This is a genomic window from Escherichia sp. WS338 (assembly GCF_046486405.1).
Lineage (GTDB): Bacteria > Pseudomonadota > Gammaproteobacteria > Enterobacterales > Enterobacteriaceae > Escherichia > Escherichia coli.
Window position 1 is genome coordinate 98108 of the sequence record NZ_JBJQLL010000011.1, and the last position, 15560, is coordinate 113667.

10 protein-coding genes are annotated in these 15560 nt (G+C 51.1%); 2 read left to right on the forward strand and 8 right to left on the reverse strand.

Going from position 1 to position 15560, the window contains the following annotated elements:
• Positions 1-10 precede the first annotated feature (10 nt).
• From xanQ to mocA, 6 genes are all read right to left on the reverse strand, one after another.
• Positions 11-1411: a xanthine/proton symporter XanQ gene (gene xanQ / locus ACJHWT_RS12455; protein WP_001280192.1), complete on the reverse strand. Its 1401-nt coding sequence runs from the start codon at positions 1409-1411 to the stop codon at positions 11-13.
• Positions 1412-1575: 164 nt separating this feature from the next.
• A complete protein-coding gene (locus ACJHWT_RS12460) occupies positions 1576-4446 on the reverse strand; it encodes a molybdopterin-dependent oxidoreductase Mo/Fe-S-binding subunit (protein ID WP_000583666.1) in 2871 nt (956 codons plus the stop codon).
• Positions 4443-5222: a molybdopterin-dependent oxidoreductase FAD-binding subunit gene (gene ygfM / locus ACJHWT_RS12465; protein ID WP_000572463.1), complete on the reverse strand. Its 780-nt coding sequence runs from the start codon at positions 5220-5222 to the stop codon at positions 4443-4445. The genes ACJHWT_RS12460 and ygfM overlap by 4 nt, the downstream gene beginning before the upstream one ends.
• Positions 5223-5272: 50 nt before the next feature.
• Complete coding sequence (gene ssnA, locus ACJHWT_RS12470) at positions 5273-6601, reverse strand: putative aminohydrolase SsnA (protein ID WP_000906291.1); 1329 nt, start codon at positions 6599-6601, stop codon at positions 5273-5275.
• 2 nt (positions 6602-6603) lie between these two features.
• Entirely contained in the window at positions 6604-9702 is a 3099-nt protein-coding gene (gene ygfK, locus ACJHWT_RS12475) for a putative selenate reductase subunit YgfK (RefSeq protein WP_000502372.1), read from the reverse strand.
• Positions 9703-10023: 321 nt separating this feature from the next.
• Positions 10024-10602, reverse strand: a complete 579-nt coding sequence (mocA, locus tag ACJHWT_RS12480; RefSeq protein ID WP_001272860.1) for a molybdenum cofactor cytidylyltransferase — start codon at positions 10600-10602, stop codon at positions 10024-10026.
• A 103-nt stretch (positions 10603-10705) separates the two neighbouring features.
• Here mocA and yqeC point away from each other — a divergent pair, with 103 nt between their 5' ends.
• Positions 10706-11476, forward strand: coding sequence for a selenium cofactor biosynthesis protein YqeC (gene yqeC, locus ACJHWT_RS12485; RefSeq protein ID WP_000835698.1), 771 nt, complete (start codon positions 10706-10708; stop codon positions 11474-11476).
• A 47-nt stretch (positions 11477-11523) separates the two neighbouring features.
• Positions 11524-13149, forward strand: coding sequence for a selenium-dependent molybdenum cofactor biosynthesis protein YqeB (yqeB, locus tag ACJHWT_RS12490; protein ID WP_001020377.1), 1626 nt, complete (start codon positions 11524-11526; stop codon positions 13147-13149).
• A gap of 40 nt (positions 13150-13189) precedes the next feature.
• Here the strand turns inward: yqeB and arcC are convergent, their stop codons facing one another.
• On the reverse strand, positions 13190-14122 hold the full coding sequence (arcC, locus tag ACJHWT_RS12495; protein ID WP_000037992.1) for a carbamate kinase: 933 nt from the start codon (positions 14120-14122) through the stop codon (positions 13190-13192).
• A 47-nt stretch (positions 14123-14169) separates the two neighbouring features.
• Positions 14170-15555: a D-phenylhydantoinase gene (hyuA, locus tag ACJHWT_RS12500; protein ID WP_001264459.1), complete on the reverse strand. Its 1386-nt coding sequence runs from the start codon at positions 15553-15555 to the stop codon at positions 14170-14172.
• Positions 15556-15560 lie beyond the last annotated feature (5 nt).

Sequence of the window (15560 nt, forward strand, 5' to 3'; positions counted from 1 at the left end):
TCCTTTACTGTTAATCCATCTCTTCCGCTGAGGTAATACCAGGCAGAACGTTTTCCTGTCGGTAGCCACCAGGGAGGATAATATTTAATAAAATCGCAGTTAACCCGCCAGCACAAATAGGGTTTTCAACTAATACATAAATAGAGGCTGGCAATATTTTAAAAATTTCGGGATCGTAGGAGACGCCAAGCCCTAAACCTAAAGACGTGGCGACAATAAGTGTTTCTCGGCGCTTTAAACCGTTGGTGATGATGATGCGAATCCCTGCGATGGCAATCATGGAAAACATCAACGTCATTGCGCCTCCCAGAACTGCCGAGGGTATGGTTGTGAAGAAGCCGCCAATCATCGGAAACAAGCCGAGGATAACCAGCATTACCGCGATGGTTCGCCCGACATAACGTGAAGCGACGCCAGTCATCTGAATAACCCCATTATTTTGCGCAAACGTGGTTAATGGTAATGATCCGACAGCGGAGGCGATAACAGAAACCAGACCATCTGCCAGCACGCCGCCTTTCAGTCGGGACTGATACTCTTCCCCCTGAATGGGGCGGCGGGAAACCATTGCCGTGGCGGTGATATCGCCGACTGCTTCCAGCACGCTAAGCAGATAAATCGTGCCAACCACCAGGAACTGATGGAAGCTAAAACTAAAGCCGTATTTGAACGGATGCGGGATGGTGATTAACGGCAAATTGCGCATACTGCTGAAATCCACCATGCCCAGGCATAACGATGCGATATAGCCGACACATAGCCCAATGGCGATCCCTCCCATGCGTAGCAACGGACTGCGGCAGCAGTTAAAGCCGATCACCACAATCAAAACCAATAAACCAACGCCGAGATGTTCGTAATTGCCGAACGTACCGCTGCTTTTGGCTGCAAATCCTCCACCAAAATCAATAATGCCGACTTTAATCAGGCTTAAGCCGATCATCAGCACCACAATGCCGCTGACGGTAGGCGTAATAACCCGACGTAAATAGGGCAGGATAAAAGAAGAGCCGACAACCAGAAATGCGCCAACGAAGGAGACGCCGAGGAGCGACGACATGATTAACTCTTCGTGAAAACCGTCGCTTTTCATGCTGCTGCCCAGCGCAATCATGACCGTAACAAATGAAAAATTGACTGACTGAATTGAAAGTAAACCAGAACCGACGATGCCGTAGCGGTTTACTTGTAACCAGGTACCAATACCAGAGGCGATCATCGCCATAGAAACAAGATAGGCAGTTGTTTCAGCGGAAAGCTGTAAGGCCGCACCTACGATTAACGCGGGGGTTACCATCGGAACGAAAATTGCCAACAGATGGGTAATGGCACCTACGAGAGCCTGATGAAAGGGAGGACGATCCTCCAGTTCAAATATAAGGTCAGAACCTGCATGGTTTATATCAGACATCCCTTCACTCCTTTTAAAGTAAATTTGATCATCTGAATTAGTAAAATAAATTCCCACGAATTTGGGGCGCAGGACGCCTTGAGAACGGCTTATCTCATTTTCGCAGTCACTATTTAGTCATCGTTCAAACAGAGAAACAGGCCGCCGAAGCGGCCATTTATTACTTATATTTTTTCCAGCGCGGTGAGTATTTTCTCCGGTGTGAAATGCCATTCGCGTAACCAGATGCCGCAGGCATCGTGAATTGCGGTAGCAATCGCCGGAGCGGCGCCATTTACACCGATTTCCGAGATCGATTTCGCCCCGAATGGGCCGACTTTATCGTCGCTCGGCACCAGCACAGCGCGGAAATCACGCGGAATGTCACCAATTTTCGGTGCGCCGTAACTGCGTAAATCACGCGTTAACGGGTGACCTTCGGCGTCATAAATGATCTCTTCGCTCATACTGTGGCCGATAGCACGCAGGGTGGCACCGTAGATTTGTCCCAGCGCTAACTCTGGATTGACCGGTGTACCGCAGTCCAGCAAGGCGTAGAATTTATCCAGGCGGATTTCACCCGTACGCGTGTTGACGGCAACTTCAGCGAAGTTTGCGCCATACGGGAAGGCGAAATCAGGCGTGATATAACTGCCAGTTCCCACCAGTGAACCAAAGCCGGTGCCGGTTTCGCCTTTATGGGCTATCTCTCCGAAACTAACTTCGCCTTTCTTGCCGCGAACGACGCCCGGCGTTGCTAGTTGAACATCTGCCACTGGCTCACCCAACATTTGCGCGCCGTGGAACAGGATTTTCTCCCGCAGATTTTCCGCTGCCAAACGCGCAGCGTTACCCGAGAAGCAAGTACCGGACGAGGCATATGCGCCTTTATCAAACAACGCATGATCGGTATCACCGGAGATAACATGCACGTCCTGCGGGGGGCAGTGCAGCACTTCTGCTGCCAGTTTCGTCACCACAGTATCCAAACCAGTACCAATATCCGCACCGCCAGAATGAACGATAAAGGTACCGTCTGATTCCAGTTTGATCATGCAGTTAGCCTGATCGATATCCGGGATACCCGATTTCTGCATGATAATGGCGACGCCACGACCGATGTGCCAGTCACCGTTTTGCGGTTTCGGTGAAGACCATTGGATCATCTCGCGACCCTGACGCAGGATCTCTTCCAGTGCGCAGCTGGCGGCGGAAGGAACGGATGTCGGCGCTTTACCTTCACCGATTGCACCGAGAATTTTCAGCTCTTGCCCTTCGTGTACCCGGTTACGTTCGATAATTTCCAGTTGGTCGATCTGTAACTGTTCAGCCAGTTCCGCTAATGCCATGGTGATAGCGAAGTTACCTTTCGGCGCGCCATAACCCTGATAAGCACCATTTGGGCAAATGTTGCTGTAGTAGGTGGTGACCTGAAAATCGACGTTATCGCATGGATATAACGGCAGCGACAGCGCCGGTCCGTTACACGGTACGGTGAGTGAGTGGTTACCGTAAGGACCCGTGTTGGCGCGGAAATCCATCTTCACTGCCGTCAGGCGACCATCTTTTTTCGCGCCCAGTTTGACGGTGACTTTCGCGACGTGACGAGAGGTGTTAGCAATAAACTCTTCTTCACGGGTGTAGCGGAAAAGTACCGGACGCCCGGTCACGCAAGTTGCCCAGGCGCACACTTCTTCCAGCAGGATGTCCTGTTTAGAGCCAAAACCGCCGCCTACACGTTCTTTAATGACATGAACTTTATGTTGTTTCATGCCCACGAGGCGCGCGACCTGGCGGCGTAAGTGCCATGGTACCTGGGTGGAGGCGTGGATCACCAGACGATCGCCGTCCATACGGGTAAAGCAGATATGTGTTTCAGTCGGGCACTGCTGTGCCTGCGTTGAGTTATAGGTTCGCTCAATGATCACATCGGCATCGGCAAAGCCTTTGTCCATATCACCAATATGACCATGAATACTGGCAGCGATATTTTTGCGTGGGCGAGAACCGATCGGGAAGTTGATGATCATATGCTCGCCGCGCTGGGCTGCATGACGGTTATCTTCCTCCAGAGTATCTGGTGCACCAGCAACATACACCACCGGTTCATCGTGCACGACAGGCGCATCTTCCGCCATTGCCTCGTCAATCGACATTACCGGCTTAAGCACTTCATATTCAACGTCGATGAGCTTCAGTGCTTCGAGCGCAATGTCTTCACTTTCAGCGACGACCGCAGCAACGCGATCGCCGACGTGACGCATTTTCTTGCCGAACATTCGGCGGTCAAGCGGTGACGGTTCCGGTGCGCTCTGACCACCCGGGGTATAGTAAATATCCGGGCAATTCAGGTGAGTAATAACGTGAACGACGCCCGGTAAGGCTTCAGCTTTGCTGACATCCAGATGAGTAATCAGTGCGTGAGCGTGTGGGCTACGTAACATTTTAATGACGCAGGCGTCAGCCGTTACGCGATCTTCAACATAGCAGGGTTTCGCCTGCACCATTTTCGCGGCATCAGTTTTAGGATAATGCTTGCCAATGACTTCAAGGTCGTCACGGAAAGTCGGAGCGATATCAATGGTGGCCTGCGGATTATTTTTACGTGCAACCGCCAGTTCAATGACCTGATAGTATTGCTGCCAGCCAGCATCGCGGCTAAACAGACCTGAGAGCGCGTCGTCGATCTCTTCGCGGGTAGGTGCGTCGATGCGATCGAGAAGATCGGTGATAATCAGAGCCGCAGCTGGATCGTTATAACCAGACTGCACCACGCCAACATCAACCATGGCCTGTTGAACCAGACTTAACTCATTCCATTTGCCCAGAGATTCTGCGGTACGAATATCTGCCTTCTCTAACTGTGCGGCGATAAGCAAGGACGCGTTAACGATATTACCGTTAAAGATAATTGCGTCAGAACCGGCAAACCCAAAACCATCATCACTGTTGCGTACAGAGTGCATTCCCATGTTAAACAACAGCTTTTGCACGTTTTCGCTTGGATTAACGGTTAGCTCCTGAGGCGCGCCATTTAAAGTAAAGTGGATGATCATACGGCTTCCTCCCCAGCCTGTTGGCAGTCGGCATACAGGTCGGCTACCAGAACTCCCGTGATATAGCGTTTATAGGCCACGCTGCCCCGCAAATCTTCCTGCGGGAAAATGGCGTTGGCGACAGCCTGTTCAAGTGCATTGCCTTCCAGATTTTGAGTTTCAACATCATGCAGACGCAGTGCTTTACTGGCTACGCCATCCAGCGCAATTCGCATACCGTCGTGGTCTGTCATTGCAACGGCTGCCGTCACGACGGTTAAACCTGCCTGAGAACGGCTAATTTTGCGGGTCGCACAGGTGCGATACGGATCTTTAATGATAATTTCGGTTAACAGGCGATCGCATGGGCAGGCCAGGTAGTCCTCGATTGACAGCGTTTCGCCGTTGCCAAAAACCAGTTCAGCATCCAGTGCCAGCAGGACGGGAAGCAGCACCGACTCTTCCTGCCGGGCGGCGATTTCACCACCAATGGTCGACTGATTACGAACATGGCGTGAGTAAACAAAACCGAGGGCTTCACGCAGTGCTGCAGGAATAAATCGCGCATCACGCAGTGGCTGCAAGCGAGACATTGCACCAATCCGCAGTGCACCGTTATCCCAGTCAACCCAGTCCAGTTCCAGATCCTGTAAGGAAATGGCAATCTTTTTATCGGTACGGGTTGGTGTAGCATTGAGTTTGCTGCCCCCGGCGAACCAGACGGCTTCATCCTGGTAGCGGCGCTTCAGTTCCAGCGCCTGTTCGACAGAGTCGGGCCTGAAAAATTGTTCAATCATCTTCTTTCCTTATTTAACCCTCTTCCCTGCGGGAAGAGGGTATCTGTCATTTATGCCAGCGCATCCATCCGACGCCACATACTGGCAGCGGCTTTTCTGGCTTGCGCATAAATGGAATCGCAATCGAAGTTAAACTGACGGTCTTCATAGACCATCACACCATTGACCATCACGCTGTGAACGCTGCCTGAGCCCATACCGAAAGCGATATGCCCGGCGATATTGTCTGCCAACAGCGGCGTCGGCGAGTTGTAATCGCAAATGGTTAAATCAGCTTTGTAACCGGCTTCCAGAAGCCCAAATTTCGCGCCAAAGTTGCGGCTCATCAGTTCGTTACCGTTAGTCAGGGCTTTGGCAAAACTGCCAGGCCACAGCGGACCACCCGCATCGCGATGTTTAAAGAAGGCAAATTTCATCTCTTCAAACATGTCCGAACCAATGCCGTCCGTTCCCAACGCCAGATTGCGGATGTCGCTAAGGTGATGGTTGTAGCCGACATGGTTGTTCATGTTTGAACGGGCGTTATGCACCAGGAACGCATCGCGCTGATTGAGTAGGGCGATGTCATCTTTCGACAAGTACAGCCCATGAGCGACCAGCGTTTTGCTGTCGATGAGATCGAATTGCGCCAGTCGTGCCAGCAGGTCTTTGCCGTACCAGTGGTGACTGTAGGAAACGTCATAAAGATCTTCCGCAGCGTGAATGTGCAAACCACGACCTGTGGCTTTCACGGCTTCACGCAGCATCTCCAGACCGGCATCCGGCACGGTAAACGGCGCGTGAGCGCCGATATGAGCTTCCACCAGATACGGCTCGGTTGCTGCTTTCTTCGCCTCATCAATCTGACGGGCGAAGCGGATGTTTTCTTCTACACCTTCCTGCAACTCTTTGATGCCGTTGTTACGGTCAGTAGTTTCAAAACAGGTCATCGCGCGCAGGCCAACTTTTAAAAATGCGTTGCGCAATGTGGAGAGCGACCCGCCGATATACGCCGGAGAGGCATGGTGATCGATAACTGATGTACATCCGCTCTTAATCGCTTCCAGGGAACAAATCAGTCCGCTGTAATAGAGCGACTCTTCATCAAGGGCGCGATCGAGCCGCCACCAGAGATTTTTCAGCGTTGAGATGAAATCCGGGCAGGGGGCGATGTTTGCCATAATTCCGCGGGAAAGTCCCGAGTAAAAATGGTTATGCGAGCAGACAATTCCCGGCATCACAATCCGACCATGCATCTCTTTGTAGCTGGCATCGGGGTAGCGTTGTGTCAGGGCATCGCCGATAGCGACAATCACATCATTTTCGATAGCGATATCAACGCCTTCCTGCACTTTCGCCGGGTGTAACTGCACTGCGGTGACATTCTTCAGAATCAACATGATTACACCTCCACGCGGCCCAGCAGATAATGATGATGCTGGTGGACATGGCTAATAATGCGGCACATATCGTTCAGCTCCGGTGGTACGTTGTTGAACTGACCTTCGCTGTCGATGTTTAACACCCAGCTTTGGTTATTCAGACGTACTCGTACCCGGCAATCTTCCACAAGGAAGCCAGGGTTGCTGCTGTTATCAAAGTCTTGCGACAGGCTGAAGACGGTGATTTTGTCTTTGTATGGTTTACCGTTCCACGGGCAGAACTGAGCGCAGTTGCCGCATTCGTTACAGTAAGCGTCGAGGTGCAGCGTCTGGAAACGGTTCTGGAAGCCTGGGACCGCAATGGAGACGTTGGCGCGGTTCGGGCAGACATCCACACACTTGCTGCAAACGTAGTTACATTCAAGGCAGCGTGCGGCTTCCTGGGCGACAAACGCGTCACGATCGTCGCTATCCACCAGGGTGACAGAGATATCGCCTTTGCGTTGATAGATTTCCGCCGGATTAACGTTGTTCCAGTATTTATCGTTCTGGTGGGAACGGATATTTTCCCGACTAAGGATGGCATCGGTCGCCCGACGCGCGGTTCCGACAGCAGCGACAATGGAGGATGGTCCGCGCTGTACGTCGCCGATCATAAAGACGTCAGTCAGACGAGTTTCGCCATTATGGTCGACGTCTGGCCAGCCGTTTTTGTCCAGCGGCACGCCCATTGCATTCAGGGCTTCAGTATCCTGCTGTTCACCAATGGCGGTGATCAGGCTGTCTACATGCAGCGTTACTGTTTCGTTGGTTTCAACCGGACGGCGACGACCTTTCTCATCAGGTTCGCCAAGCGACATAACGCGCAAGGTTAAGGTGCCATCAGCATCGAAACGTTCCGGATTATTCAGAAAACGGAACTCCACGCCGTCGTGCAACGCTTCTTCATACTCTTCGCGCCATGCGGGCATTTCTTGCAGTGAACGACGGTAAACGACCGTTGCTTTTTCTACGCCTGGAACGCGTAACGCCGCACGAGCGCAGTCCATTGCGGTGTTACCCGCCCCGACAACGACCACATGTTTGCCCAGCTTGAGCGCGGTGCCCTTGTTGTATTCACGCAGGAAAGGGAGTGATTTCCAGACATTTGGGTTGTCGCCCGCCAGTTTCACACCGCTATTTTTATCAGTGCCGGTGGCAATCAGAACATAGTGGAAGCCCTGATTTTTTAACTGTTCAATGGTCAAATCGGGTGAGCAACCGTACTCAAATTTCACGCCGTGATCGGCAACAAAATCGATATCGTGCTGAATTAACTCTGCAGGAATACGGAACTGAGGAATGATATTTTTCACCACGCCGCCCGCATTGGCTTCGCGTTCAAACAGCGTAACCGGATGGCCCGCTCTGGCAAGGAAGTAACCTGCCGCCAGACCTGCCGGACCTGCACCAATCACGGCTACCGGATGGCGTGAACCGGAACCGGCTGGTTTGTGCCAGCGTTGCTTATATTCATCCCAACCTTTTTCCAGGGCGACTTTTTTCAGTTCGCGGATATTCAGCGCACTGTCGTAATCCAGGCGGGTACAGTTGTATTGGCACTGGTGATCGCAAATATGACCGGTAATGGCGGGCAGGGCGTTGCGTTGATAGATGAGTTCCAGCGCGTCGGCATAGCGGTGTTCGCCAAGCAGACGGATGTATTCCGGAATATCTTGCTTGATAGCGCAGGCAGTAACACAGGGGGCAACGTAGCAATCGGTCAGCGGCAGGTCTTCAGCCACTTCAATACGCTCTTCTGGCTTCCAGTGTTTCTGGGTGTATTCCATGGTTAACGCGTCTGCTGCCAGTCTGTTCAGTCGTTCGACGTCAACGTGGTTAAGCTCCCAGGCATCTGAGCCTTCCAGCTCGCGCATGCAGGCACTTAAGCGCAGATAGCCGCCAGGTTTCAGCAGGTCGGTTGCCATAGTAATAGGGCGAATACCAGTATCAAAAATATCGCGGATAGTCAGCTGACTGGCACCACCGGAATAAGAAATGGGCAGTTTGCCGTCAAAGGCGCGAGAGAGAACTGCTGCAACGTTGATGGAGAGCGGGAACAGCGCACGGCCTGACATATACATCTCTTCACCGGGCAGTGCGCCTTTATTGTTGATGGTGCCGAGAGTGTTAGTCAGTTTTACGCCAAAGCCGAGTGATTTTTCTTTTGCCAGTGCCATCAGGCGTTCCAGCATTTCCAGTGCTTGCGTCAGCTTGAGGTCGTGATCAAATGACTCTTCTTTTAAGCCGATGTAACCGAAACCGCAGACATCGAGGATCTCACGAACACGCGCGTACCCCAGTAAGGTCGGGTTGAGTTTCACAAAGGTGTTGAGCCCTTTTTCTTCCAGCATGTAGCGGCAAATGGCTTCGATTTCATGCGGAGGACAGCCGTGCATGGTGGAGAGGGTAACCCCTTGTACCATGCTGGTGGGGATGCGAGCGGGTAAGGCTTGCAAGCTTTCGCGTTTTTCCTGCAATCCGTGGCGGGCTAAAAATGCCTCATCCTGGAGTAGCTTATTAAGTGCATCGCGGTATTGAGCGAATTTCGGATGGTCAGATGCGTCCATCATATTGTCGATGAACTGCTGCATCGGCGGTTGCTTAATACCTTCGAGGTTGTAACCGACGCTCATATTAAAGATGAACGATTTACCGGAATCAGAAGGCTGGAACATCGCTTCGAGAAGGTGCAGGGCAAACCAGGCTTTGAGGTATTCATCCCAGGCTTTAAGCAGGGTAAATTCGGTAGACCATTCGGTGTTAAAGCACTCGTCTTCGGCATCGATACAGGGCTTTTCCAGCTCCAGGCGGTCAAGAATTTGGACGGTTTTTAGTTCGATGAAGCGTCCGCCAGTCAGCCAGGAGGTGACGATGTTTTGCGCAAGTTGCGTGTGCGGGCCAGCGGCAGGGCCGACGGGAGTGGCACAGGTTTCACCGAAGACGCTAACAGTTTTACCTTTTACGGGTGAGTAAAACTGTTGCTCGGGAATACCAAAGATTGAGCGTTGTTGTTGGTATTCATCAAATATGCGCGTCAAAAGTTCCTCAAACGGAATGGGACGCATAATATCCCCCATAACCCTCTCCTTAGCTTATACAGATATCATTGAGTGACCGGTGTTGAGAAATCCGGTGGTTTAGGGGGATAGAGCAACAATCGCACCACTCTTGCCAGGTTTGGCGGGAAATATAAAAAAATGTGAGGCGGCTCGAAACTTAATGGCTTTTTGTGAATGAACTCACAGGTGCCAAATGAGAATTAAAATCACTCCTGAAAATTATTATTGCCAGCCCATTTATCACTTTTTCTCTTTTCTCAAAATCAGTGATTCCTTATCATTATGATAAAGAGTGCTGGAGGGATTAGATATTTGAACGCAATCGTTTAACTACGTTTTCTAAATTTCAGTATACCTTTTCTTCGCTGTAATAAAGTCGTCAGGAGTATCAATATCTAAAATTATTTCTGCATTTTCTATTTCGACGGAATAATGTTCTCCCATAAGGAGTGCCTGACGCATATTGGTGACATTGGGTCGCTGGATTGCCTGCATCAGGCATGGTTTTGACACTAAAATCGGATGGCCGGGGATGCCATTATGGAGTGGCAGTATTGCGCCATCATTTCGTAACGACCAGATTTTTCTAAAAATATCGATGGTGAGGGTTGGCATATCTCCGTGGGTGAGAAAACAATGTTCTGTTTGCACCGCGGGTACTGCGGCCTTTACTGATGTCAGTAAACCCTGCGCATAATCTGGGTTGTGGATAATAGTGATATTGCTCTGGTTCGCATAACGTTCGTGCAGTTCATTACCACGATAGCCGGTGACTAAAATAATTCGGCTACAAAACTGCAACGCATTTTTGATACTTGTATCAAGAATTGTTCCCTGTTGCCAGGGTAACATCATTTTCCATTGCCCCATTCTTGATGATAATCCGGCAGCGGTAATTATACAGTCGATGGCTGACATAGTGATTCCATTATTTACAGGAGCTAATAACGCCTGATAATTGCGTTACTTCCTGATGCATTAAGTTGGGGATAATTTATCCCAGAGAGGTCCATAAAGACGCGTGAAAAGTATAATTGACCCATCGGCATTATTCATTGATTTAGGCGCGCAGAAACGTCCCACTGTGATTTCTATTGTTGGTGCTGGGGGGAAAACCAGCTTGCTTTTTTGGCTGGCAGAACTGCTCCAGGCTAGCGGCAGGCGTGTGTTAATCACTACGACGACACATATGTTTATGCCAACGTCTCACTGGCCCGTGGTTTTCTGTCGTGATCCCGCCATGCTTCCTCATGCGTCTCTTACATCCCCCATTTCATTTTGTTTTCACAGCTGGAAAGCGAACCAGGGAAAAGTGCAGGGATTTACGCCAGAAGCGATTGATGCACTGGTGCAACGACCAGAGTGTGACGTAATTCTCATTGAGGCAGATGGCTCGCGTGGAATGCCGTTAAAAGCGCCTGATGAGCACGAACCTTGCATACCCAAAAGCAGTTGCTGCGTGATTGCTGTGATGGGAGGACATATTTTGGGCGCGAAAGTGAGCACAGAAAATGTCCATCGCTGGTCGCAGTTTGCTGATATTACCGGGTTAACACCTGATGCAACCTTGCAACTGAGCGATCTCGTTGCGCTGGTTCGCCACCCTCAGGGCGCATTTAAAAACGTACCGCAAGGTTGTCGGCGAGTCTGGTTCATTAACCGTTTTTCTCAATGTGAGAATGCGATTGCGCAAAGCGAGCTCCTTCAACCGCTGCAACAACACGACGTAGAGGCAATCTGGCTGGGCGATATACAAGAACATCCTGCAATCGCGCGCAGATTTGTGAATTAGCGGCCCGGGTATTCCGGGTTACTGAAAGGATATCCATTGAGGTTGGTATGAATATTTTCACAGAGGCTGCAAAACTTGAAGAGCAAAATTGTCCGTTTGCGATGGCGCAAATTGTTGATAGCCGAGGTTCGACTCCTCGCCATTCTGCACAAATGTTAGTGCGCGCCGATGGTTCTATCGTCGGTACAATTGGTGGTGGAATGGTTGAACGGAAGGTGATTGAAGAGTCGCTTCAGGCATTGCAGGAACGTAAGCCGCGATTATTCCATGGACGTATGGCTCGTAACGGTGCGGATGCTGTCGGGTCAGATTGTGGAGGTGCAATGTCAGTATTTATCAGCGTCCATGGTATGCGTCCACGTCTGGTGTTGATTGGTGCGGGGCATGTCAACCGGGCGATAGCCCAGAGTGCGGCGCTATTAGGATTTGATATCGCCGTTGCTGATATTTATCGCGAAAGCCTCAATCCTGAACTATTCCCACCATCAACCACGCTTCTCCATGCTGAGTCGTTTGGTGCGGCAGTGGAAGCACTGGATATTCGCCCTGATAATTTTGTCCTGATTGCCACGAATAATCAGGATCGTGAAGCCCTCGACAAACTCATTGAACAACCCATTGCATGGCTGGGGTTGCTGGCAAGTCGCCGCAAGGTTCAGCTTTTCCTGCGCCAATTGCGTGAGAAAGGCGTGGCTGAAGAACATATTGCCCGTTTACATGCGCCCGTTGGTTACAACATAGGTGCGGAAACGCCGCAGGAGATCGCCATTAGCGTGCTGGCAGAAATATTACAGGTGAAAAATAACGCGCCGGGTGGGCTGATGATGAAGCCTTCTCATCCTTCCGGACACCAGCTGGTGGTGATTCGCGGTGCGGGGGATATCGCCAGTGGTGTAGCGCTACGTCTGTATCATGCGGGTTTTAAAGTGATCATGTTGGAAGTGGAAAAACCGACAGTGATTCGTTGTACCGTGGCGTTTGCCCAGGCCGTGTTCGATGGCGAAATGACGGTCGAAGGCGTCACTGCCCGCCTGGCAACCAGCTCTGCGGAAGCGATGAAACTTACCGAACGCGGATTCATCCCTGTGATGGTAGATCCCGCCTGTTCATTGCTTGATGAACTGAAACCGCTTTGCGTGGTGGACGCTATTCTGGCGAAACAGAATTTGGGGACGCGGGCAGATATGGCACCAGTAACAATCGCGCTTGGGCCGGGCTTTATTGCAGGGAAGGATTGTCATGCGGTAATTGAAACAAATCGCGGGCACTGGCTCGGTCAGGTGATTTACTCTGGTTGTGCGCAGGAGAATACCGGTGTTCCTGGCAATATTATGGGGCATACCACCCGACGGGTGATCCGTGCTCCTGCTGCAGGCATTATGCGATCCAACGTGAAATTAGGCGATCTGGTGAAAGAGGGCGATGTGATTGCCTGGATTGGTGAGCATGAAATTAAAGCACCGTTGACGGGGATGGTGCGTGGCTTGTTGAACGACGGACTAGCAGTGGTCGGTGGTTTTAAAATTGGTGATATCGATCCTCGTGGTGAAACGGCTGATTTCACCAGCGTTTCTGATAAAGCCCGGGCGATTGGCGGCGGCGTACTTGAGGCGTTAATGATGTTGATGCATCAGGGCGTGAAAGCGACAAAAGAAGTGCTGGAAGTGGCTTAAATGAAAATGGCCGGATGGTATTACCCACCCGGCCTTTAAATTACTGACAAATCACCGTTCCGGTTTTGCCTTCAATCCCTTCTTTCGCTTTGCTCAATACGGTAATCAGTGCTTCACGACCTGCGCGAGAGCGAGCAAACGAGGCGGCAGCTTCCACTTTAGGCAGCATAGAACCTTTCGCAAAATGACCTTCTTCGATAAAGCGTTCAGCATCACTTAATGACAGGCGATCGAGCCACTGTTCATTCTCTTTACCGAAGTTAATGGCCACTTTTTCTACCGCAGTCAGAATGATCAGCATATCGGCATCAATCATTTCTGCTAAACGGGCGCTGGCCCAGTCTTTATCGATAACCGCACTGGCACCACGCAGATGGTTACCTTCACGAATAACAGGAATACCACCACCGCCAACGGTGATCACCACCTGACCTGCATCTACCAGAGCTTTAACCGTTTCTTTTTCAATGATATCAACCGGTTTTGGCGAGGCAACAACACGGCGATAGCCGCGACCAGCATCTTCTTTCAGAGTGTAACCCTGTTTTGTCAGTTGCTCTGCTTCCTGCTCGGTAAAGAACGAACCGATCGGCTTGGTCGGGTTGAGGAATGCCGGATCGTTAGCATCGACTTCGACCTGGGTAACCAGCGTTGCTACAGGTTTATTAATGCCACGAGAAAGCAGTTCTTCTCTTAAGGCGTTTTGTAGATCGTAACCAATATAGCCCTGGCTTAAGGCAACACAGACAGACATCGGCAGCATTGGCGAGTGCGCTTCAGTTTTTGCGGCAGCTTCAAAGGCCTGGTTAATCATGCCCACCTGTGGCCCGTTACCGTGAGTGACGATAACTTCATGTCCCTGGGCAATTAAATCAACAATTGCCTGAGAAGTAATTTTTACCGCTTTCATTTGTCCGGCCAGGTCATCGCCCAGCGCATTCCCGCCCAGGGCGAGAACAATTTTCTTACTCATTTTTCCTCACTCATCATTCTTGATTGTGTATAGATCCCTGGCAGTGGTTAGAGCACGGGAGGGACAAACGGTTTGCGTCGCAGGAAACGACCTCGCCCGGCTTTGCCTGTAAAGGTGCCGTCACAGAAAATCGTTTCACCACGGGATAATGTTCTGACAATTGCGCCCTGACAGGTAAACCCCTCCCAGGGCGAGTAGTCGGCGTTGTCGTGGAGATGGCGATGCTGAATTTGTTGGCTCTGACGTGGGTCGATAATCACCACGTCACCATCGGAACCGGGCGCTAATATCCCTTTTTGCGGCCACAGGCCAAACAGCCTGGCGGGCATTGCGCTGGTTAGTTCAACAAAACGTTCCGGTGTTATACGTCCCGTCATCACGCCACTGGAAAACAGTAACTGCATGCGGTTTTCCACACCGGGTAAGCCATTTGGGCAGCGACTGAAATCGCCTTTAGAAATTTGCAGGCGCTGGGCCATCGAGAAGGTGCAGTGATCGGTCGCCACCACGTCAATCGCACCATCGCTGATGCCACACCACAGTTTGTCCTGCTCGCGTACGTTACGCAGCGGTGGGCTAAGAATGAACTTCATGCCATCTTCTGTATCGTAACTGCGTTCGTCCAACAGGAGATATTGTGGGCAGGTTTCAACCCAGACTGGCTGGTGATTCGCACGGGCAAGACGCAGATAATCCAGACCTAAGCCGTTAGACAGATGCACGATATAGAGCGGGGCGTTACCGGCAATTTGTGCCAGGTTAATCATGCGGGCGATGGCTTCCGCTTCGCATTCCAGAGGGCGACTCAAGGCGTGATAGCGCGGCGCGGTTAACCCTGCGGCGATAAATTCCGCCCGCTTGCTGGCGATAGCCGCATCATTTTCCGGGTGCACGGTGGTCAGCGCGCCGGATTCATGCAGACGGCGTAATGCCTGCAAAACCTCGTCATCGTTGAGTTTGTATTGATAGGTTAAATAGAGTTTAAAACTGCTCAGTCCTTCTTCGACCATCATCGGAATTTCGTCGAGGATGGCGTGATTAATGTGCTGGATCACACCATGAAAGCTGTAGTCGATGACCGCCTTATGGGCGGCATAGCCACGATAAACCTCCAGTTGATGGCGTAACCGGCAGCCATTCGGGCCAAATCCCATATGGTCAATAATGGTTGTTGTACCGCCACACGCAGCTGCGCGGGTACCGGTAAAAAAATCATCACAACTGCGCGCGATGCCGACATCTATATTGAAATGCGTATGGACATCCACGCCGCCAGGGAAAACGTAACAGCCAGTGGCATCAATTTCTTCATACGGGAGCTGCGGCGAAATATTGCTGCCCAATTGGCGAACAATCCCGCTCTCAATCAGCAAATCTTGTTTGGCTTGTCCATCTGCGTTAACGACAGTGCCGTTTTTGATCAATACGCGCATAGCAA